The sequence below is a fragment of the Streptomyces triculaminicus genome (assembly GCF_017349075.1).
GTDB classification, from domain to species: domain Bacteria; phylum Actinomycetota; class Actinomycetes; order Streptomycetales; family Streptomycetaceae; genus Streptomyces; species Streptomyces triculaminicus.
Map to the genome: position 1 here is coordinate 1,533,632 of NZ_JAFMOF010000002.1, position 20,326 is coordinate 1,553,957.

21 protein-coding genes are annotated in these 20,326 nt (G+C 70.4%); 12 read left to right on the forward strand and 9 right to left on the reverse strand.

Going from position 1 to position 20,326, the window contains the following annotated elements:
• The first annotated feature begins 64 nt into the window (after nt 1-64).
• The 4 genes from J1792_RS17110 (at nt 65) to J1792_RS17125 (ending at nt 1,929) form a co-directional block, all read left to right on the forward strand.
• Complete coding sequence (locus tag J1792_RS17110) at nt 65-748, forward strand: MerR family transcriptional regulator (protein WP_086567767.1); 684 nt, start codon at nt 65-67, stop codon at nt 746-748.
• A gap of 304 nt (nt 749-1,052) precedes the next feature.
• Entirely contained in the window at nt 1,053-1,286 is a 234-nt protein-coding gene (locus J1792_RS17115) for a hypothetical protein (RefSeq protein WP_086567765.1), read from the forward strand.
• Nucleotides 1,283-1,633 carry a DUF6247 family protein gene (locus J1792_RS17120; RefSeq protein WP_372446114.1) on the forward strand — a complete coding sequence of 117 codons (351 nt, stop codon included), beginning with the start codon at nt 1,283-1,285 and terminating at the stop codon, nt 1,631-1,633. The genes J1792_RS17115 and J1792_RS17120 overlap by 4 nt, the downstream gene beginning before the upstream one ends.
• Nucleotides 1,630-1,929: a hypothetical protein gene (locus J1792_RS17125; RefSeq protein WP_207247619.1), complete on the forward strand. Its 300-nt coding sequence runs from the start codon at nt 1,630-1,632 to the stop codon at nt 1,927-1,929. Before J1792_RS17120 ends, J1792_RS17125 begins: the two co-directional genes overlap by 4 nt.
• A 193-nt stretch (nt 1,930-2,122) precedes the next feature.
• Here the strand turns inward: J1792_RS17125 and J1792_RS17130 are convergent, their stop codons facing one another.
• Both J1792_RS17130 and J1792_RS17135 read right to left on the reverse strand, forming a co-directional pair.
• Nucleotides 2,123-2,776, reverse strand: coding sequence for a hypothetical protein (locus tag J1792_RS17130; protein ID WP_207247620.1), 654 nt, complete (start codon nt 2,774-2,776; stop codon nt 2,123-2,125).
• 39 nt (nt 2,777-2,815) lie between these two features.
• The gene (locus J1792_RS17135; protein WP_086567759.1) at nt 2,816-3,433 is read right to left on the reverse strand and encodes a TetR/AcrR family transcriptional regulator; all 618 of its coding nucleotides are present in this window, start codon (nt 3,431-3,433) and stop codon (nt 2,816-2,818) included.
• Between the two features lie 67 nt (nt 3,434-3,500).
• On the opposite strand from J1792_RS17135, the gene J1792_RS17140 reads away from it, so the two are divergent.
• Nucleotides 3,501-4,832, forward strand: a complete 1,332-nt coding sequence (locus tag J1792_RS17140; protein ID WP_207247621.1) for an alpha/beta fold hydrolase — start codon at nt 3,501-3,503, stop codon at nt 4,830-4,832.
• 68 nt (nt 4,833-4,900) lie between these two features.
• Here the strand turns inward: J1792_RS17140 and J1792_RS17145 are convergent, their stop codons facing one another.
• Entirely contained in the window at nt 4,901-5,392 is a 492-nt protein-coding gene (locus J1792_RS17145) for a cupin domain-containing protein (protein WP_179198805.1), read from the reverse strand.
• Between the two features lie 48 nt (nt 5,393-5,440).
• The gene (locus J1792_RS17150; protein ID WP_207247622.1) at nt 5,441-6,361 is read right to left on the reverse strand and encodes a LysR family transcriptional regulator; all 921 of its coding nucleotides are present in this window, start codon (nt 6,359-6,361) and stop codon (nt 5,441-5,443) included.
• 89 nt (nt 6,362-6,450) lie between these two features.
• Between J1792_RS17150 and J1792_RS17155 the strand changes: the two genes are divergently transcribed.
• From J1792_RS17155 to J1792_RS17170, 4 genes are all read left to right on the forward strand, one after another.
• Nucleotides 6,451-7,371 (forward strand): zinc-binding dehydrogenase, encoded by a 921-nt coding sequence (locus tag J1792_RS17155; RefSeq protein ID WP_086567752.1) that lies wholly within the window; start codon nt 6,451-6,453, stop codon nt 7,369-7,371.
• Nucleotides 7,368-8,360: an alpha/beta hydrolase family protein gene (locus tag J1792_RS17160; protein ID WP_086567750.1), complete on the forward strand. Its 993-nt coding sequence runs from the start codon at nt 7,368-7,370 to the stop codon at nt 8,358-8,360. The genes J1792_RS17155 and J1792_RS17160 overlap by 4 nt, the downstream gene beginning before the upstream one ends.
• Before the next feature lie 130 nt (nt 8,361-8,490).
• Nucleotides 8,491-9,024, forward strand: coding sequence for an NUDIX hydrolase (locus tag J1792_RS17165; protein WP_086567822.1), 534 nt, complete (start codon nt 8,491-8,493; stop codon nt 9,022-9,024).
• A 208-nt stretch (nt 9,025-9,232) separates the two neighbouring features.
• Nucleotides 9,233-9,685, forward strand: a complete 453-nt coding sequence (locus J1792_RS17170; RefSeq protein ID WP_242645948.1) for a hypothetical protein — start codon at nt 9,233-9,235, stop codon at nt 9,683-9,685.
• 33 nt (nt 9,686-9,718) lie between these two features.
• On the opposite strand, the gene J1792_RS17175 is transcribed toward J1792_RS17170, so the two are convergent.
• The 4 genes from J1792_RS17175 to J1792_RS17190 form a co-directional block, all read right to left on the reverse strand.
• Complete coding sequence (locus J1792_RS17175) at nt 9,719-10,732, reverse strand: sporulation-delaying protein SdpB family protein (protein WP_086567746.1); 1,014 nt, start codon at nt 10,730-10,732, stop codon at nt 9,719-9,721.
• Complete coding sequence (locus J1792_RS17180; RefSeq protein ID WP_242705155.1) at nt 10,726-11,352, reverse strand: SdpA family antimicrobial peptide system protein; 627 nt, start codon at nt 11,350-11,352, stop codon at nt 10,726-10,728. The genes J1792_RS17175 and J1792_RS17180 overlap by 7 nt, the downstream gene beginning before the upstream one ends.
• A gap of 147 nt (nt 11,353-11,499) precedes the next feature.
• Complete coding sequence (locus J1792_RS17185; RefSeq protein WP_086567745.1) at nt 11,500-12,189, reverse strand: sporulation delaying protein family toxin; 690 nt, start codon at nt 12,187-12,189, stop codon at nt 11,500-11,502.
• A 308-nt stretch (nt 12,190-12,497) separates the two neighbouring features.
• Nucleotides 12,498-14,501: an APC family permease gene (locus tag J1792_RS17190; RefSeq protein ID WP_086567818.1), complete on the reverse strand. Its 2,004-nt coding sequence runs from the start codon at nt 14,499-14,501 to the stop codon at nt 12,498-12,500.
• 499 nt (nt 14,502-15,000) lie between these two features.
• Between J1792_RS17190 and J1792_RS17195 the strand changes: the two genes are divergently transcribed.
• The gene (locus J1792_RS17195; RefSeq protein ID WP_207247623.1) at nt 15,001-15,816 is read left to right on the forward strand and encodes an SDR family NAD(P)-dependent oxidoreductase; all 816 of its coding nucleotides are present in this window, start codon (nt 15,001-15,003) and stop codon (nt 15,814-15,816) included.
• 277 nt (nt 15,817-16,093) lie between these two features.
• Nucleotides 16,094-17,035, forward strand: coding sequence for a LysR family transcriptional regulator (locus tag J1792_RS17200; RefSeq protein WP_086567742.1), 942 nt, complete (start codon nt 16,094-16,096; stop codon nt 17,033-17,035).
• A gap of 39 nt (nt 17,036-17,074) precedes the next feature.
• Here the strand turns inward: J1792_RS17200 and abc-f are convergent, their stop codons facing one another.
• Nucleotides 17,075-18,721, reverse strand: a complete 1,647-nt coding sequence (abc-f, locus tag J1792_RS17205) for a ribosomal protection-like ABC-F family protein (RefSeq protein ID WP_207247624.1) — start codon at nt 18,719-18,721, stop codon at nt 17,075-17,077.
• A 348-nt stretch (nt 18,722-19,069) separates the two neighbouring features.
• Between abc-f and J1792_RS17210 the strand changes: the two genes are divergently transcribed.
• On the forward strand, nt 19,070-20,215 hold the full coding sequence (locus tag J1792_RS17210) for a pyridoxal-phosphate dependent enzyme (protein ID WP_372446115.1): 1,146 nt from the start codon (nt 19,070-19,072) through the stop codon (nt 20,213-20,215).
• The last annotated feature ends 111 nt before the right edge of the window (nt 20,216-20,326 follow it).

The window sequence follows — 20,326 nt, forward strand, 5'->3', positions numbered from 1 at the left end:
ATCTTCTTAAGGTGTCCAGTCGTCGCCGACGGATGCCCGGTCGCACCACCAGCGAGGACGCCGCATGAAGATCTCGGAGCTCAGCCGCAGGACCGGTGTGCCGGTCGCCAGCATCAAGTACTTCCGCCGCGAAGGCCTGCTTCCCGCCGGCAGGGCGACGGCCGCGAGGCTGGCCGAGTACGGGGAGGAGCACGTCCAGCGCCTCCGGCTGATCAAGGCCCTGACCACCCTGGGCGGGCTGTCCATCGCCGCCACCCGCGACGTACTGGCAGCGGTCGACCAGGCCGAGACCACGGACGGAACCCTCCGGGCGATCAGCTACGCCCTGCCCGTACCCGTCACCGCGGCCTCGGCCGGAGACGCCGAACGGGACGCGGACGCCGAAGCGGCCGCGGAAGCGGACGTGACGCGCCTCATCGCGGCCATGGACTGGAAGATCCCCGACACCTCTCCCCACATCCGGGGTCTGGCGATGGCGCTGAGAGAGCTCAGACGCCTCGACGCGGACTACCGGCCGGAAAGACTCGTCGCCTACGCCGAACTGGCCCACTCCATCGCCCGCCTGGACCTCGAACGCGCGGCCGCCTTCGACGACTCGCCGGCCCTCGCCGAACAGGCGGTCATCGTCCTCGCCCTCTCCGGCCCCATGCTCGAACTGCTGCGACGCCTCGCCCAGGAGGACCAGGTCCGCCGTCGCTCCACACTCGACGACAACCCCGAGGAAGGTCCGGGCGACGGACCGCGCTGACCATCTACAACCCGGGTGAAGGGCCACCCGTACGCCCGCCCGTTCTAGCGAAGCGATCTGTGATCCAGCCGGTGTGCCCCGCGGGGCTTGCCGCTTTGTCGCGGCCTGCCTTTCGCCCGCGTAGTGGCGGACCGGCAGCACCCAGCCCTACATGGCCCGAGTCGACGGCGGAGTGCGGGCGCTGCGCGGTCGCGCGATGGTCGAAGGTCGAGCCTCTGCCTGACCCACTGTTCGTACCGTCTCGGGCTGGCGATTCCGAAGAATAAAACGCAGAAAAGTGCGGACCCTGATACGATGAAGGGTCATGATCAAGAAGAAGGGTGAGGACCTCACCCTCGACGCCGTGACCTCTGCGCGCCATGCATGGAAGAAGGCCGAGGCCGACTTCCATGCCGCCATCGTCCGCGCGTTCGAGGCCAAGCCCATCCACGGCCGCAAGGCCGAGATCGCGGGCGCCGCCGGCTTCTCCGACTCCCGCGTCCGCCAGATTCTCAACGACGCCGCCACGGCCGAACAGGACAAGGGGCAAGCCGCGTGAACAGCCACTCCGCCACCCAGCGCCCCGCCGGAGTTCCGCCCATGCCCGAACGCAACCCGAAGGCGCTTCGGGAAGCGATCGCCGCCCACGCCCCCCAGCTTCTCGCCGACTTTGACCGGCACTGGAGGCGGGACATCGCCGACACCTACGATCTCACTCCCGTACCCGGGTTCATGGCCCGCTGGTGGACCGAGTACGCCCTCGCCCGCAACCCTGAGCTGGACGCCCAGGTGACCGACCTCGAGGACCAGGCCGCCGAAGCCGACGACACTGCCGAAGCCCACGCTCTCCTCGAACGGGCCGCACATCTGCGGCGGGAAGCAGGACACGCGGAGCCCGGTCAGTGAGCGAGGGGTTCATGGGGCCGCCCTGGCAGATCGACTACGTCGAAGCCGCCCGCGCGTACCGTGATTCACTGCCCGACGGCGTGAGGAACAGGTTCCGGGACGCTCTCATCGATCTCCTCACCGCCAAGGACCCCTACCGGCCAGGCGAACACGTCCCGGTCGAACCCGCCCGGTCAACTCGCTTCCGCGGCCCTCACGTTCTCGCCTTCGACAGCGGCCGAGGATGGGCCCGTTTCGTCTTCATCCGCCGTGCCGCAGACCCGCAGATCATCATCGAAGAACTCTTCTGGCAATGATCATGCTCCCAGCACTCCTTCGCCGAGGAGGCAGGAGTCCCGATCAACAACACGCAGGTCTCAACGGTCGGCTGAATACCGAGAGCGAGAGCGAGAGTCGACTGGAGATCGGGCTCCAAGGCGGGTTTGCCGACAACGAGCGCTACAGAACACCTGAGGTACATCCCCTCGGGGCCGGGATCCGCCTCAGCGCTCAACCGGTGGAGCCCGCCTTGTTGTTCGGTGCTCCGTCGCCGACTGGCGGCAGATCGCCCCGCTCGACAGGCTGCCCACCGCTGCTCTGCTTGGGAGGCAGTACGGCGTCGAGTTCCGCGTCGCTCGCGGTGTGCGCGGCTTCGGCCGCCTTGCGCAGGGTCGCGCGATCGACGGTCCCGGTGTCGGCGTTGACCTGCACCAGGCGCCCGTCCACCTCGCTCGCGTACTCGTGTTGCTTGCCGCTCGTGCGGTACCACCTGTTGCCATCTCTCACGCACTCGACGACGCCGCCCATGTCACCGTTGCCGCCCCTGAGCGGGGTCTTCGGGCAGCTTGCCGCGTCCATGGAACCCTGATCCACAGCGAGGCGTATCTGCACCCCCGTTTCCTGTTTCACATACGTCGCCGAGAACCCGTCGGAGCCGAGGACGCCCACAGACTGCTTGGCGACCTCGTAGCCGGGCACCTTGGTGACGTAGACGTTCTTGATCGACACCTGGGCGGCACGCGCACGTGCCTCCAGTTCGGACCGGTCAACTCCGGAGTGGACGGCCCCACTTCCGGCGGATTCGGTCCCGCAGGCGATCAAAACAACGGACACCACAGCAATCACGGGTAACAAGGGGCGCGGCAGGCGCGCGGCAGACACCATGCGGCCATGGTGTCGCACGAACGTTCCCTCGCGCCGCTGTTACGGGGCGGGATCGGTGTGCCGGAGGGTGCGGAAGACGTCGGGGGTTGTCCAGCCGCGTAGCGTCGCGTGGATCGTCGGGCCAAAGGTGGCCTCGGCTGTGCCGGCGTCGAGGGCTCCGGCCAGTTCGAGGGTCACAAGCCCGTGCAGGGTCACCCAGAGCGAGAGGGCGATGAGGGTCGCTTCGCCGGCGAGGACGGATTCCGTCAGGGCGCGATCGATCGCCGCGAGGAGTGGCTGGATGGGGTCGCTGGTGCCGACTGCGCCGGACGGATCGAAGGCTTGCACGCCGCCGAACAGCACCGTGTAGAGGTGGCTGTGGTCGCGTCCCCATCGACGGTATGCGGCGGCCAGTGCGTAGAGGTCTGCGAGAGGGTCCTCGGAGATCGGGACTGCCGACACGTCCTGGAACAGACCGGCGACGGCTCTGTTGCGTACCTCGCCGATCAGACCGTCCTTGCCGCCGAACAGGGAGTACACCGCCGTCGTCGACGTCCCGGCGGCGGTGGCGAGGGCGCGGACTGTGAGCGACTCCCGCGGGCGGGTGGCGAGCATCTCGGTCGCGCACGCCACAAGGCGCTCTTTGACGGTCTCGTCGTTCGTTCTGGGCCTACCCACGGCGAACAGCTTACCCGCTCTGATAACGTCGTTTTGAAACAGTGTTCTGAAACGACTGGAGGCCCTCGTGCCAACGTTGATACGTCCTGTCCGTTCGGCCGGTCGTCTGCTGCTGGCCCTGGCTGCCATCGCGGTGCTGGTCGTCCTCTTTCTGGCGCTCATCGTCCTCACGGACGGAGCGGGATCGGGGCTTCCCGCGTTGTTGACCACCCTTGGAATCGGGGCTGCCGCCGCGCTGTGGTGGGGTCGGCGCCGCACCTGGCCGGCGCGGCTCGTGCCGTTCGTGCCGGTGGTCGTCGCGGCGGCGTTGGCGGCGTCGGTGTGCATCCCGACCGCTCCCACGGCACGGCGGTACCCGCCCGACCTGCCTTTCGTGGCCACGCAGCACTGGAGCTTGGCTACGGGCAGCCGGGTCGCGGTGTATCACTACCCGCCCGCGAACGCCGGCACCCGACACCCTGTTCCCTTGGTGTACCTCAACGGCGGGCCGGTTCGCGGCATCTCGGTTCTCGACCACCGGTTCCTTCAGCTCCTGGCGCGACAGGGCTACGACGTCTACGCCTACGAGCAGGCCGGCGGTGGGCGAAGCGACCTGCTTCCCATGGGCCAGTACACGATTTCCAGGTCGGTCCGCGATCTCGCCGCCTTCGCCGACCGCCTGGGCAAGGGCAGGGTCGACATCCTCGGATTCTCCGCAGGCGCGGTCGTGCTCACGCGAGCCCTGGCCGACCCGGACGTCGCCGCACGCCTGCACCGGGCGATCGTCGCCGAGCCCGGTCCGATGGACGGACCCACCGCGCACATCACCGGGCACAAGGGCCGAGACTCCGCGCGCGGCCTCGCGCCGGCCATGACCGGACCGCGGTCGACGCACACCCCCCGGTACGCCGTCGCATTCGGCTTCATGCGGCTCGGGCTCCTCACCCCCGACAGCGGGCTGATCGGACAGGCTGAAGGCGACAACGCGTTCACCGCCGCCGATCTCGGCAGCGACACCGCCTCCGCCTACTGCGCGCGCGACGCGCACCGCATCCCCGTCGAGGACACGGCACGGAACTTCTCCTTCAGCCCCGCCGCCAGCCTCCGCGTTCAGCAGACGACCAAGGACTCTCCCTCCATCGCCCCGCAACTGCGGCAGTCCCGGACGCCCGCGATGCTGATGATCGCAGAGTGCTCCTCCCAGGTCCGCCAATGGGCGACGGCCATCCTCGCCGACGATCCCGCCATCCAGCGCACGCAGTACATGCCCGGCGTCGGACACCACATGTGGAACGGCCTCGACGACAACAACAGCCGAGCCGCCGCCACCATCACCGCGTTCCTGCAGGACAAGGCGGCGCCCCTGCCGAACCACCCGACCCGCGGCGAGATCCCCGCCTTCCTCCGCGACCGCAGGTGACGGCGAACCGCAGCCCGTCACCGGCTCGGTGGGCGAGTGGCGGCAAGGCTTCCGGTCTTCCGGCAGAGCTAGTTCCCGTCCGAGGAGACCTGGTGGGAGCTGGTCCGGTACCGGCTCCGGAATTCGGCCAGCAGCTCGTCGGTCACCTCGGCCCCGGCGTTCACGGCGGCGTGGACGTCGCGGAAGTAGTTCTCGTAGCCGGCAGGGGTGTAGAGGCACAGGGCGCGTGCGGGGACCGGGCCCGCGTTGCGGAAGCCGTGCGGGGTGCCGCGGGTCGCGGCGAGCAGATGCCCGGGGCCGGCCGTCAGCTCGCCGTCCCCGGTGTGGAGCGTCAACTCGCCCTCCAGGACGTAGAAGTACTCGTCGTGTCCATCGTGCACGTGCGGCCTGGCGCCGATGGTGCCGGGGGCGAGGCTGAACTCCTCGAAGGCGAAGTGCCCGCCCGTGTGCTCGCCGGTGAGCCGGAAGAAGTGCGCGACACCGGCGACGTCCAGGAGCTCACCGTCCTGGGGGCGACGCAGCAGCGGACGGGCGGAAACATGGGCCTGGTCATCAGTCATGGGGGGCATTGTGACCGAGGGCTCCGCCCTGGAGTCACTGCAGGGTGATCAACCGGGTGGTTCGGGCAGCCAGTCGTGGGCCGGGTCGTACTCCAGCCAGCGGCTTCGTCCCGCTTCCGTGGCGCAGGCGGCGGTGAGGCCGTCGAGTCCGGGGTGTTCGTCTCCGGTGCGCCACAGCAGGGACCAGGCGTACAGCGGGGTCGGGTCGACCAGGGGGACGGCGCGCAGGCCGGGGATCTCCGGCAGGGGGACGTCGGCGGGGAGCAGGGAGAAGCGTTGTGGGTCTCGTGCCACTTCTTCGAGGAAGTGGGCGAGCCCCAGGTTGACGCTCGCGGCCCTGTCGCGGATGTCGAATCGGTCGGCGAACTGGTGGAGGAAGTCGAGCCGGTCCAGATTTCCGGGGGCCCACAGCAGGCTGCCGCGCAGTTGATCGGGTCGTAGCGCCGGTTCGGCTGCGAGGGGATGGGCCGCGCTCAGTACGGCGTCGACGGGTTCGAGGCGGACGAGGCGGTGGGTCAGCCCTGTGTGCAGCGGGGGGTGGACCCGGCCGAAGGCGGCGTCGATGTCGCCGTGCAGCAGTGCGTTCGTCACCGACGGCAGATCGCGCCCGTGCCCCAGGGCCAGGTCCCCGGCCCGTTCCGCGACCTGGGCCAGTGTCCGCATCGGCGCGTAGAGGTGTCCCCAGACGTCGACACGCAGCGGGCGGTGCGTGCCGACGGCCGCCGCGACCGCGGCGTCGGCGGCTGCCAGGGTCCGGCGGGCCGGCGGGAGGAAACGCTGTCCGGCCTCGGTGAGGTGTACGCCGTTGCCGCCGCGCTGGAACAGCGTGACGCCGAGCAGCGATTCCAGCCGCGCGACCCTCTTGGACAGCGCCTGCTGGGAGATGGCGAGCGTCCCGGCCGCCCGCCCGAAGTGCCGTTCCTCGGCGGCGCGTACGAAGGCACGTACATGTACCACGTCGAGATCCATGGCTCTCACCATAGGTGACAACCAAAGGTTGTCGGTCCTGCGTGTTCGTTGTTGGATCGCCGGGGGGCCGCGGGGGTTGCATTCGGGGCATGCAAAGACTGATTCCCACGGGCGACGCGGCACGTCCGGTCGCTTTCGCCGAAGCCCCTCAGCCCGTCCCGGAGCGCGATGAGGCACTGATCAAGGTCGAGGCGTTCGCGCCGAACCGAGGCGAGACGTTCCTCCTCGAAGCCCCCCGCCCGGGGCTGCTGCCCGGCAAGGACATCGCGGGGCTCGTCGTACAGGCCGCCGCGGACGGCTCGGGCCCCGGCATCGGCACCCGCGTCGTAGGGCATCCGGCACACAGCGGCTGGGCCGAGTACGCCGCCGTGCCCACGCACTCTCTCGCGGTGCTTCCGGACGGCATCGACAGTGTCCGGGCGGCGGCCCTGCCCCTGGCCGGGATCACCGCCCTGCGCCTGCTGCGCACGGCCGGTTCCCTGGCCGGGCGACGGGTGCTGCTGACCGGCGCCTCGGGCGGGGTCGGCCACTACGTCACCGAGCTGGCCGTGGGGGCCGGCGCCGACCTGACCGCGGTCACGGCCACACCGGTGCGCGGCGAGCGGCTCGCCGAGCTGGGCGCCACGGTGGTGCACGATGTCGCGGCGGCCCAGGGGCCGTTCGACGTCGTACTGGAGTCCACGGGCGGGCCGGGTCTGCCGCTCGCCCTCTCCAAGATGCGCCCGGACGGCCTCCTCGTCTGGTTCGGCCAGGCGAGCCGCACCCCCGTCACCCTCGACTTCTTCGACCTGCTGGGTGGACCGGAGCGCGTCACGATCCAGCACTTCCACTACGCCGGCGCCCCGTACGGCGCTGACCTGGAAGCTCTGGTGAGCCTTGTGGAACGGGGACGGTTGCACCCGGAGATCGGCCGGATCGCCGACTGGTCGGAGACCGCCGGCACTCTGGTCGACCTGCGAGAGCGCCGGATCCGTGGCAAGGCCGTGCTGCTGACAGGAGGAGCACGATGAGCGCCGCCGAGTTCGCCGCCGCTCAGTGGACGCGTGCCACCGGTGCGGGCGTCGACCCCCACGAATATCGTCGCGTCACCGATGGCCTCGCCTCCGTCGCCGACTGGGGGCCGTCGTTCCGGCAGACCGGACACGGCTACCTCGAGCGCGCCGAGGACGCGGGATCGTCCCTCTCGGCCGGTGAGTACCTGCTGATGGCGGCCCGATGGTTCCACCTCGCCACGCTCGCGCCGTACGCGGAGGCACATCGTGCCGCCGCCGAGGCGGACCACGCCTTGAGCCGGGCGCTTACGGTACTGGAGCCAGGTGCCCGGCGCGTGAGCGGCGAGGGATTCACCGGTTTGCTGCGAGGCCCGGCCGACGCGCCCGGCACCGTGGTCGTCGTCCCCGGCCTGGACTCGGCCAAGGAGGAGTTCCTCGATCTGGTGTCCGCGCTGCTGGCCAGGGGGCTGGCGGTGTTCGCCATGGACGGCCCCGGGCAGGGCGTGCTCGCGGCCACCACGACCCTCAGGCCGGACTACGAGCAGGTCGTGGGCCGGGTCATCGACGCCCTCGGCGTCACCCGCATCGGACTGGTCGGCCTCAGCCTGGGCGGCTACTTCGCGGCCCGTACCGCGGCACTGGAACCGCGCGTGGCGGCGGCCGCCACCGTCAGCGGTCCCTTCCGCCTCGACTGGGAGGAGCTGCCGGCGCCGGTGAGGGACATCCTGGCCCGACGCACCGGAGGGACCGACGCCGCCCGCGGGTTCGCCCGCCACGTGGACCTCGCCACCCTGGCGCCCCGCATCACGGCCCCGTTGCAGGTCGTGGACGGAGGTCAGGACGTCATTCCCGGCGTGACGAACGGCGAGCCCCTTGCCCGTTCGGCACCACACGGCACCTACCTGTCCGTCCCGCACGGCGACCACCTCCTCGGCAACGCCCGGCCCGACTGGCTGCCCCACCTCAGCGACCACATCGCGCACACCCTGACGGGAACACCTGCATAAATGGCTGGGCCGGGACGAACTGGCCCGGTCCCGCTGCCGTCTACCAAGGAGATCAACACAACGCCGAAAAGGGGCTGACATGCAGGACTCACATGCGCCGTCGAACGAGGAAACGGGCACGTACGAGAGCATGCGCTGGACGGTGCACGGCGAGCGTGCCCTGCACGACACCCCGTGGGTGCGGCTGCGCTCGCTGGACGTGGAGCAACCGGACGGCGCCCGCACCGATTACCACGTCGTCCGGCTGCGGGACCTCGCCATCGCCGCGGCCGTCGACGACCGGCGGCGTGTCCTGATGATGTGGCGCCACCGCTTCGTCACGGACACCTGGGCGTGGGAGCTGCCGATGGGGCTGGTCGAGGACGGCGAGAGCCCGCTGGACGCCGCCGCCCGGGAACTGGAGGAGGAGACCGGGTGGCGCCCGGAGGCCATGCAGGAGCTGATCTACGCGCAGCCGGCGGCCGGGATCACCGACTCCCAGCACTTCGTGTTCCGCGCGGACGGGGTCCGGCGCGTCGGTGAGCCTACGGAACGCAACGAGTCGGACCGGCTGGAGTGGATCCCACTGGCCGACGTCCCCGGCATGATCGCCCGACGGGAGATCGTCAGCAGCGCGACCCTGGTCGCCATGATGGCTCTGCTGCTGGATCTGAAGGCTCGGTGAGCGGAGTTTTCGGGAGTCGACTGCCCGCCGCCGGTATCCGCTGCCGGGCCGCGCCGTCCAAAGCGTCCGTTGGTCATTCTCTTTGAGCGCCCGCTGTAAGGTGCATGCCAGGATTTGCGCAGCGTCCGCTCGGTGCTGAGCAAATGGTGGCGCAGGCGCGAGAATGGGGGATTCGGCTATGGGCCTTTTGGGTAGAATGCTCGGAACCATGTACCCGGACAGCGATGTCGTACCGCTTTCCGCCGCGGAGGTCCGTGAAGCGCTGCTCGCGGTCGACACCCCGGATGTGCCGTACAGAGTACGCAAGGCCAACCCTGCGGAGAAGGCCGATCTGGTGGGGGAGTGGATGGTCGACACCACTTACTTCGATGAGCGGATGAAGCTGAGACTCAGGATCCGGATGCACCTGGATCCCTCGGAGCGCGAGGTGCGGACTCTCCAGGAGCAGTGGACTACCACCAGAGGCAATATGTCCGCGTCGCGTGGCTACAGTCGCGGGATGGGGTTCACCGCTCAGCGGCAATGGGCGTACGAGCGAGGCCCCGACGGCCGCCGGCAGCGAGTCGAGACCTATCACTTGGATACGCGGGACATGAGGAATGCCCTGCGGCAAGCGGCCCTTGACGCGGGGTGGGCCTGGCGCGGATTGCTCAGGCTGTGACTGGCCTGCAAGCCCACCCTCATAAGTGGGTCGTCATCCGCTGAATTCTCGGACAGCCTTTCCTCCCGATACCGCTGGATGATTCCGCGGATCGTATGCCTCGTGGCCACCGACAATCTGCATGCCGACGCTCTTCTTTCGTGAACGGTCGGGTGAGAGAAGGGGAAAGCTGTGGCCGATGGGCGACAGCAGGAGGAAGAGACCGGCCCACATGGCGAAAGCGAAGCTCCATAGGCCCATCAGCACGGCGATGCCGAGGTGGAAGGTGATGCCGAGCGGCAGCAGCACCCACCGTGCCCGCTGTGACATCACCGGGGAGGCGGCCAGGGCGAGTTCGAGGGCGATGGGGAGCCAGGTCAGGGCGGCGACGCCGGCGGGGGAGTAGACGATGTGGTCGGTGAGGGGGCGCAGCCACTCGGGGAAGCCGAAGGAGGAGTTGTTGGCCCAGTAGTACATGGCGCTTCCGTCGGCCCATTCGGTGTGCGGCAGCTTGGCCGCGCCCGCCTGGAAGTAGAGGATCGCCATCTGAAGGCGGGCGACGGTCCACGCGCTCACACCGAGGAGGGCCCAGGCGCGGGTGGCGCGGGAGGCGGGCTCGTCGTCCGTACGCGGCCCGGGGGTCCGCCAGTGCCAGCGGCGGCCGTCGCCGAGCGCGACGAGGGCCAGCAGCAGGGAGAGGATCCAGGTGATCTGGTCGCCGCCGTCGCCGATGGCGATGCCGGAGAAGACGCTGAAGCCGATGTAGGCGTGCGGCAGGGCCGTGAGGCGGGGCCGCCAGCCGGACGCGACGACCAGGAGGACGGCGACGCACAGCCATCGCAGCAGGTCGAACTGTCCGCGTGGTACGAGGCAGAAGGCGCCGCCCGCCGCCATGTCGTGGCACAGTGGGTATTCGCCCATCGTGGCGACGGGCCGGAAGAGGGTCGCCGAGCTGCTGAAGGCGAGGGTGCCGGCGGTGCCGAGGGCGAGCAGGGTGCGGGCGAGGCCGTAGGCGTTGCCCCAGGGCAGGGGGATGCCACGGGTGCGGCGGGTCGGTGTGTTCAGCATGTGACGTCCATGGCGAGGTAGCGCTCGGGGGTGGTGCGCTCATGGACGAGGTCGCGCCAGGCCCACGGGACGGGCTTCTCCTGGACGAGTGCGACGCGGCCGCAGACGGTCGGCTCGGGCGAGGGGTTCTTGACCTTCCGGGCGGGCCGGGCGTCGGCCAGGCAGTCGGTGAGGTCCTCCTCACACTCCTTCCAGTCCTTCTTCTCTGCCAGGTTGAGCAGGAGGGAGATCTCGATGCCCTGCGATCGGGAGGCGCGGTCGAGGCCGAAGGCGTTGTGCGGGCTGGAGTGCGGTGTGAGGGCCAGGGAGGTCCAGGTCCCGTCCGCGGTCCGCCGGTAGGGCAGAACCTCCACGTCCCGGGGGGACTTGGTGAAGAATGCCCAGCCCTGCGGCGCGACGTTGGCGACCGTGGAGCGGGCCTGCTTCTGGCCGGGCAGGGAGAGCACGTTCTTGGGGACGTGGATCTCGGCCACGTAGAGGACCGCGACGCCCCACACGGCCGCGAGGGCCAGTACCGAGCGGCCGGACACCTGGACGCGGCCGGGCGCGGGTCCTTGCGCGACCCTGCGAAGGAAGCGTGGGAAGCGGCGGACCGTTGTGGTCCATCGGTGGCGTATCACGTCGTCGATCCCCGTGGTGTTCGGTGCGGGTGCGGGTGCGGGTGCGGGTGCGGGTGCGGGTGCGTGTGGGGGCGCGGGCCGGGCGGCCGGCGTGGCCCGGCCCGCGCGGAGTGGTGCGGTCCCGGCCGTGCACGGCCGGGAGCGTGGTCAGGCGGTCTTGAGGATCTTCGTCACGGTGGCGACGGCCTCGTCGTGGCCGAGAGCGGTGTCGTCGCCCTTGGGGGCGACGCTCCAGAACCAGTTCTTCGCCTTGACGAAGTTGGCGCCGACCGCGACGGTCACGGTCACCGCGGCGGCCGCCGCGGTCACGGCGGCGGCGATGTGGACGACCGCGCCGGCGACGGCGACGAACGTCCCGCACATCTGGCCGTTCTGGACCGGCTGCGCGGTGTCCTTGGCGTCCGCCTTCTTGGCGATCGACAGGAGCTTGGCCTGTGCGTCGTTGACGGCCGACTCGACCTTGCGCGGGTCGCCGCTGCGGACCTTCTTGTCGAACGAGGCGAAGAAGCCGGGGTGCTTGGCGTCGACGGCGTCGGTGACGACCTGCGCGACGCGCGCGGAGTCCTTGGCGTCGGACGTGGCGAGCTCCGCGCGCATCTCGCTGAACAGCGGGCTCTTGGCGAGCTCGGCGCCGACTTTGCCCTGCCCGAAGAACAGGCCCTTGAAGACGGCCTTGCCGTCCTCGGCGGCGTTCGGGGCCGGCTTGGCGGGCGCGGTCTTGACGGTCTTCGCGTGGTCGGGCGCGCTCGGCGAGGCAGCGGCCGTGGCGCCGGTGACGCATACAGCGGCGGCGGTCAGGCCGGCGATGATGCCCGCGGTGCGCCGGGTGATCTTCATTCGGGTTCCCCCTCGAGTGTGGGCATGGTTGTCCCGCGGCAGGGACGGAGGTCACCTGCCGCGGGACATGCGATCTTCGGGCCGGAACGTTTCCATTACCGGCGGGTCAGGTCACCGGTCGGCGAGGGTTCCTTATGCGATCTTGACGTCGGCAATTCCCATGACATGCGGCGGAATTTCGGGTTCCGTGGGTCGCCAGGGATGCCTCGACGACGGCCCCGCGGCCGCGGCGGAGTCCGAATGATCGCTGCGGGCCTCGGCGAGGCAACCGCCCGCTTCTTAACGCGGTGCGAACGCCGCCCGCGCCGTCATGGTCGTGTGCTGTCGGCGGAGTGAGAGCGGTGCTGATGGATGGGCAGGGGCTCCCCGCGGCGGATGGCGCCGGGGGCGCGCCGGGCGGGGTGGTCCGCGCGGCGGGAGGAGGTGAGCTGCCAGGGGACGCTGGTGACCATGACGCCGGGGGTGAACAACAGGCGGCTCTTGAGCCACAGCGCGGACTGGTTGTGCAGCAGGTGCTCCCACCAGTGCCCCACCACGTACTCGGGAATGAAGACGCCCACCACGTCCCTGGGGCTGTCACGGTGCAGGGAGCGTACGTACTCCACGACCGGCCGGGTGATTTCCCGGTAGGGGGAGTCGAGCACTCTCAGCGGCACATCGACGTCCAGTTCCGCCCAGCGGCGCTCGAGATCCTTCGACTCCTCCCGGTCCACGGACACGGTCAGCGCCTCGAGATGGTCGGGCCTGAAGGCACGGGCGTAGGCCAGGGCGCGCAGGGTGGGCTTGTGGATGGTGGAGACCAGGAGGACGGCGATCACGCGCGAGGGTCCGACGAGCTCGGCGCGCGGGTCGCTGACGGCCAGTTCGGCGGCGACGGTGTCGTAGTGGCGGCGGATGCCGCGCATCGTCAGCCACAGCACCACCGCGGCGACCACGGCCAGCCAGGCGCCCTGGGTGAACTTGGTGGCCAGCACGATCACCAGGACGAGACCGGTGACGACGGCGCCGACCGCGTTGATGACCCGTGCGAGCTGCGCCCGCCGGCGGGTCTCGGCGTCGATCTCCGTCTCCGTGCGCAGTTCGCGGTTCCAGTGCCGGACCATGCCGGTCTGGGAGAGGGTGAAGGAGGTGAAGACACCGAGGATGTAGAGGTGGATGAGGCTGGTGACGTCCGCCTCGTAGAACCACAGCAGCAGCCCGGCGGCCAGGGCCAGGGCGAGGATGCCGTTCGAGAAGGCCAGCCGGTCGCCGCGGTTGTGCAGTTGTCGCGGCAGGTAGCGGTGCTGGGCGAGGATGTCGGCGAGCAGCGGGAAGCCGTTGAAGGCGGTGTTGGCGGCCAGGATCAGCACCAGGGCGGTGGCCGCCTGGACGAAGTAGAAGCCGAAGCTCTGCTCGCCCCCGAAGACCGCCGCGGCGAGCTGGGCGATGACCGTGCGCTGGGTGTACGCGTCGCAGTCGCCCGTCAGGCCCGTGAGCCGGCAGGAATCGTCGGTGATGTGCACCTTCGTGATCAGCGCCAGGGCCGTCACACCGACGAACATGGCCACCGCGACGGTGCCCATGATGCTCATCGTGGAGGCGGCGTTCTTCGACTTGGGCTTACGGAAGGCCGGGACGCCGTTGGAGATCGCCTCCACGCCCGTCAGGGCCGTACAGCCGCTGGAGAACGCGCGCAGGCACAGCATGACCAGGGCGAAGCCCGCGAGGCCCGCGTCGCGGGGGTCGGGGGCGATGCCGAACCCCGCGCTCTCCGAGACCGGGGCATGGCCGAACGCGTAGCGGACCAGACCGGTGAGGACCATGATCAGTACACCGGTGATGAACAGGTACGTCGGAGCGGCGAAGGCCTGGCCGGACTCCCGTACGCCCCGTAGGTTCACCCCCGTCAGCAGAGCCACGAACACCACGGCCATGAGCACCCGGTATCCGGCCAGCTGGGGCACCGCCGAGATGATGTTGTCCACGCCCGAGGCGACCGAGACGGCCACTGTCATCACGTAGTCGACCAGCAGCGACGCGGCGACCACCAGGCCGGCCGAGGCGCCCAGGTTGTGCGAGACGACTTCGTACGATCCGCCGCCGCTCGGATAGGCGTGCACCACCTGGCGGTAGGAGAGCACCACCACGGCCATGAGCGCCACGACCGCCGCCGCGATCCACGGCGTGAAGTGCAGGTACGCCATGCCGCCGAGGGTGAGGACGAGCAGGATCTCCTGCGTGGCGTAGGCGACCGACGACAGTGGGTCGGAGGCGAAGATCGGCAGGGCCAGCCGTTTGGGCAGCAGCGTCTCGTGCAGCTCCTCGCTGCGCATCGCCCGGCCGATGGCCAGCCGCTTCAGAAGCCCCGTCGCATTGATCACGAGGCGAGCCTAGGCGGCATATGTGACCTATGTGATGGTGCGCAACGCCGATGAGGGCGGTGATGACGACGCTGATGAGGAACGCCGACGAGGCCAGGGGGGCACACGTCAGGGCGGCGTCAGGAATGTGGCGTGTCGCTTGTGCCCGGGCGCGGGGCTTCCTTCAACGGTGCTCGTGAACAGCCATCTGCGCCACGACGACCGGCCGCCTCATACGGCGCTGCCCGGTTCCGCGCACTGTTCGCACATGGTGCGCCGCTCGCGCACGATGCGCTGAGCGCGCCCACTCTTCACTGACACCCCGGCTGCACCCATCACACAGCAGCCGGTATCCCGTGGCACAGCGCGTTCCGGCTCCGGCCGTCCCTGTCGCTGATGCCGCCTCACGCTCGCACGGCAGCTCCGCCATACGGCCCTCGCTGCCGCTCTGCCCTTCCCGGAGTGGATTCCCATGTCTTCTGCTGCCTCGCCCGCCTCCAGGACCGTGCTGGTCACCGGTGCCACCTCCGACATCGGCTGGGAGACCGCCCGGCTGCTCGCCGGAAGGGGCGACACGGTCATCGTCCACGCCCCCGACCAGGTATCCGGCGACGACGCCGTCGCCCGCCTGGCCGCGGCCGGCGTGGACGTCCTGCGGCTACGCCTGGTCGTCGCCGACTTCTCCCGGCTCGACGAGGTCCGGGCCATGGCCGTCCGGATCGCCGAGGAACACCCCGTCCTGGACGTCCTGGTCAACAACGCCGCCGTCGCCGCCCCCGAACGGCGTACGGTGACCGCCGACGGCAACGAACTGTCCTTCCAGGTCAACTTTCTGGCGGCCTACCTGCTCACCCACGAGCTGGCCGGTCCGCTGAGCGCCCGCCCGGGTGCCCGCGTCGTCAACGTGTCGTCCTCCATGCACCGCACCGCGTCCATCTCGTGGAACGACCCGCAGCGCGCCAAGCGCTACTCCCGCCTCGCCGCCTACGCCCAGTCCCAGCTGGCACTGACCGTCTTCGCCCGCGAGAAGGCCCCGTGGACGTCGGTCAGCGTGCACCCCGGCGTGTGCGACACCGGTCTGCTGCCCCTGTACGCGCACGAGGGCGACCCCGCCGCGGAAGGCGCCGCGCGCGTCGTCCGCCTCTGCGACCCCGCCACCGAACTCGTCCCCGGCGCCTACTACGACCGTACGGCCCTCTCCCCGGCCGCCCCCGCCGCCATGGAGGACCGCACGGTGCGCCGCCTGTGCAAGCTCGCCGACCAGCTGGTCACCGCCGAGTCCGCCTGAAGGAGGACGTTTCCCACACCCAACCCCCGTACGGGTGTGGGAACGTCCGGCTGAGACCTCGGTGTGCCCGGCCGGGCGAACAGGCACGTGAAGTGCCGTACGTTCGTGGAGGCGGAGGGCGGGCGGGGGCGGTGCGGGGAAGTGTCCTCGCGCCCCGCCCGGGTAAGAGATCATCGGGCACGTCACTACTGTGCTGCGTCCACGCCCGTTCGGTCCAGTGAATGTATGCGTCCTATATTCGTCACGGAATCCGAACGGTCGACGAGCGGGGGACGGCATGACATTCGATCTGCACAAGCTGCGGTTGCTGCGCGAGCTCAAGCATCGCGGCACGCTCTCGGCCGTCGCCGCCGCGCTGTCGTACAGCCCGTCCTCCGTCTCCCAGCAACTCTCGCAGCTGGAGGCGCAGGTCGGCCTTCCGCTCCTGGAACCGGTGGGGCGGCGGGTGCGGCTGACGCCGCAGGCCGAGATCCTGGTCGGGCACACCGAGGCCGTTCTCGAACAGCTGGAGCGGGCCGAGGCGGACATCGCCGCCTCGCTGGCCGGACCGACCGGCAGGCTGCGGATCGCCTGCTACCAGACGGCCGCGTTCGCCCTGGCGCCGAACGCGCTGACCCTGCTGCGCGACGCCCACCCGGGATTACGGGTCCACCTCACCCAGGCCGAGCCCGAGCAGGCCCTTCCCGCCCTGCTCGCCCACGACTTCGACCTGGTCGTGACCGAGGAGTACCCGGGAAGCCCCAGCCCCCGCCCGACGGGCCTGGAACTCGAGGAGCTCCACGAGGACGCACTGCGCCTGGCCATCCCGCCCGGCGAGGGGAGGGCGGTCCGCCTTGCCGACCTGCGCGACCGGCCCTGGGTGCTGGAACCGGAGGGAAGCGCCGCGCGGCACTGGGCCCTGACGCTGTGCCGCACGGCCGGCTTCGAGCCCGACGTACGGTTCGAGTCCGCCGACCTCCTCTTCCACGCGCGCCTCGTCGAGCAAGGCCATGCCGTCGCCTTCCTCCCCGACCTGCTCTGGAGCGGCCGCACCCCGACCGTGACGCTCCACCCGCTCCCTCAGGGCCTCAACGCACGCAAGATCATCACGGCGGTGCGGGTCGGGAGCAGCCGCCACCCCGCTGTCGAGGCATGCCGCAAGGCACTGCGCCAAGCGGTCGAGGACCTCGACACCTTCGGCCGCCCGCCGGCTGCGGCTCGCCGGCGGGGGAGGCGCTGACAGAGGGGCGCTGACAGAGGCCGCGCGCCCGCTCGCGACTCACTGTTGTCGCGGTGCTCCGGTCTCCGTCAGCTCGCCGTCGGCCAGCCGCAGCCACCGGTTCACGCCGATCTCGTGGAGGAACCGTTCGTCGTGGCTGACGATGACGAAGGCTCCCTGGTAGGAGTTCAGGGCGCTCTCCAACTGCCCCGCGCTGACGAGGTCGAGGTTGTTCGTCGGCTCGTCGAGGAGCAGCAGGTGCGGAGCCGGCTCGGCGTACAGGACGCACGCCAGGGTGGCCCTCAGCCGCTCACCACCGGACAGTACGCCTACGGGCAGGTGGGCCCGGGCGCCGCGGAAGAGGAAGCGGGCGAGCAGGTTCATCCGCTCGGCGTCCGTCCGGTGGGGTGCGAAGGCGGTGAAGTTCTCGGCGACGGTACGGTCCAGGTCCAGCAGGTCGAGACGCTGAGAGAGATAGGCGAGCCGCCCGTCGGCGCGCTTGATCTCTCCGCTGCCCGGCGGGAGGTCGCCGGTGATCAGACGCAGCAGCGTGCTCTTGCCCGCCCCGTTGGGGCCGGTCAGGGCGATGCGTTCGGGGCCCCGGATGGTGAGGTCGACGCCCGGGCCCTCGAACACGGGCCGGTCACCGAGCCGGACCTGCAGCTGCTCGCCGAGGAAGACGGTGCGGCCGGCAGGCACGGTGGTGTCCGGCAGGTCGAGCGTGAGGCGCTGTTCGTCACGCAGAGCCCGGCCCGCGTCGTCGAGGCGTGCCTTGGCCTCGCCGACCCGGTTGGCGTGCGTCTGCCCGGCCCGGCCCGCCGACTCCTGTGCTCCGCGCTTCATGTTTCCGGCGAAGATCCGAGGCAGGCCGGCGCTCTTGAGATTGCGGGCCGCGTTGCTCTGGCGGCGCTCGGCGCGTTCGCGGGCCTGCTGCATCTCCCGCTTCTCGCGCTTCAGCTCCTGCTCGGCGTTGCGGACATTCTTCTCGGCGACTTCCTGCTCCGCTCGCACGGCCTCTTCGTACTCGGTGAAGTTGCCTCCGTAGAAGCGCAGTTCACGGCCTTCGAGTTCGACGATGCGTTCCATGCGGTCGAGCAGCGCCCGATCGTGGCTGACCAGCAGCAGGCAGCCGTTGAAGTCCTCCAGCACGTCGTAGAGCTTGTGCCGGGCGTCCAGGTCGAGGTTGTTGGTGGGCTCGTCGAGCAGCAGCACGGCGGGGCGCTTCAGCAGCTGGCCGGCGAGGCCGAGGGAGACGATCTGTCCGCCGCTGAGCGTGCCGAGGCCGCGGTCCAGGGCGAGGTCGCCGAGGCCCAGGCGGTCGAGCTGGGCGCGGGTGCGTTCCTCGATGTCCCAGTCGTCGCCGATGGTCGTGAAGTGCTCCTCGGCCACGTCGCCCGACTCGACGGCGTCGATGGCCCGGATCACCGAGGCGATCCCCAGGACCTCGGCCACCGTCAGGTCACTGGTCAGCGGCAGGCTCTGGGGAAGATAGCCGAGGGTGCCGGCCACCGACACGGAACCCGCACGGGGGCGCAGTTCGCCGGCGATCACCTTGAGCAGGGTGCTCTTGCCGGAGCCGTTGGGGGCCACCAGGCCCGTACGTCCCCCACCCAGGGAGAAGGACAGATCCTCGAAGACCGGGGTGTCATCCGGCCAGGAGAAGGACAGGTTCGAGCAAACGACGCAAGCGTTGGAAGCGTTGGACATGAAGACGACCTCGTGCGGGAGGAGGGCAGGAGGAAACCACTGCCCTGGCAGACATGAAGGAGGGAACGGCTGAGAGACCACGACGGCTGCGCTCGCGTGCGGCTGCCGGTGGTCGATCACATCCGGGTATCACCCGGAGATGTCGTCGTCCCCTGCCATGTCTGTCGCTCCTCAATACATGATCAACGTCCGGTCCAGGCTAGCAGGTCTTTCCCGGCGTCCACAGGACACAGCAGACACCGAGCGGCGCGAACAGGGCCCCCACCGCCAAACGTTCGGGTTTCGTGAACAGAAAAGGCCGGAAACATTCGCTGGACCGAATCGGTGGGGGCGTCGCAGGGTGGTGGGGTGCTCGAAGAACCTACTGCGCGGTGGTACGCGAGGCCGGCTCCCCGTACCCCCTTCGCCTCACCCCCACCCCCAGCCCCCGCCCCTGCCGCCGTGCGGGAATTCCACGCCTCCCTGCCGGGGTACAGCCCGACACGACTGACTGAACTACCCGGCATCGCAAGCGAGTTGAATATCGGCCGGCTTTTCGTGAAGGACGAGTCCACGCGCCTGGGACTGCCCGCCTTCAAAGCCCTGGGCGCCTCCTGGGCCATCCACCGCGCGCTCGCCGGACGCGACACCTCCACCCCGGTGACGCTCGTCACCGCCACCGACGGCAACCACGGCCGGGCCGTGGCCCGGATGGCCCGCCTCCTCGGGCAGCACGCGCACGTCTTCGTCTCGGCGGGTGTCCATCCCGCCGCCGCGGACGCGATCGCCGGCGAGGGGGCCCGGGTGACACGCGTCGACGGCTCGTACGACGAAGCCGTACGCCGGGCCGCCGCCGTCGCGGACGAGACCGCGGACGCGTTGCTCGTCCAGGACACCGCCTGGCCCGGCTACGAACGCGTCCCCGGCTGGATCGTCGAGGGCTACTCGACCCTCTTCCGCGAGATCGACGAGCAACTGGCCGCCGCCGGGGCCCCGCGACCGGACCTCGTCGTCGTACCGGTCGGCGTCGGCTCGCTGGCCCAGGCGGCGGTCGCGCACTACGGAGGCTCCCCTGGCCAAGCCCCCGCACTGCTCGCGGTGGAACCCGTGGCCGCCGCCTGCGTGCTGAGCTCCCTGTCGCGCGGCGAACGCGTCAGCGTGGCCACTGGCCGTACCGCCATGGCGGGGTTGAACTGCGGTACACCGTCCGCGCTCGCGTGGCCGTTGCTGCGGGACGGGCTCGCGGCGGCCGTGGCCGTCACGGACGAGCAGAGCGCCCGAGCCGGCCGCGACCTGGCCGCGCTCGGCGTCTCCTCCGGCCCGTGCGGTGCGGCCTCCCTCGCCGGGGTCCGTGCCGTCGTGCAGGCCGAAGACCGCCGGGCCGCCGTCGGGCTCCGCCCCGACGCGACGGTCGTGCTGCTCAGCACCGAAGGCACAGCGGCCAACCCGCACCATGCGGCGTACGACGAAGAGCCGTCGGGGCTGCCGGCTGGAGCGCCGCCGCCTAGCCTTTGAGCGGCGGGATGCGGGGTGGGCCGACCGGCGGGGTGTGGATGATGCGCGTGGTCGTCCTGGGCGAGTTCCGTGTGGACAGACTGATTCCGCCGCTCCGGCAGGACGGTGCCG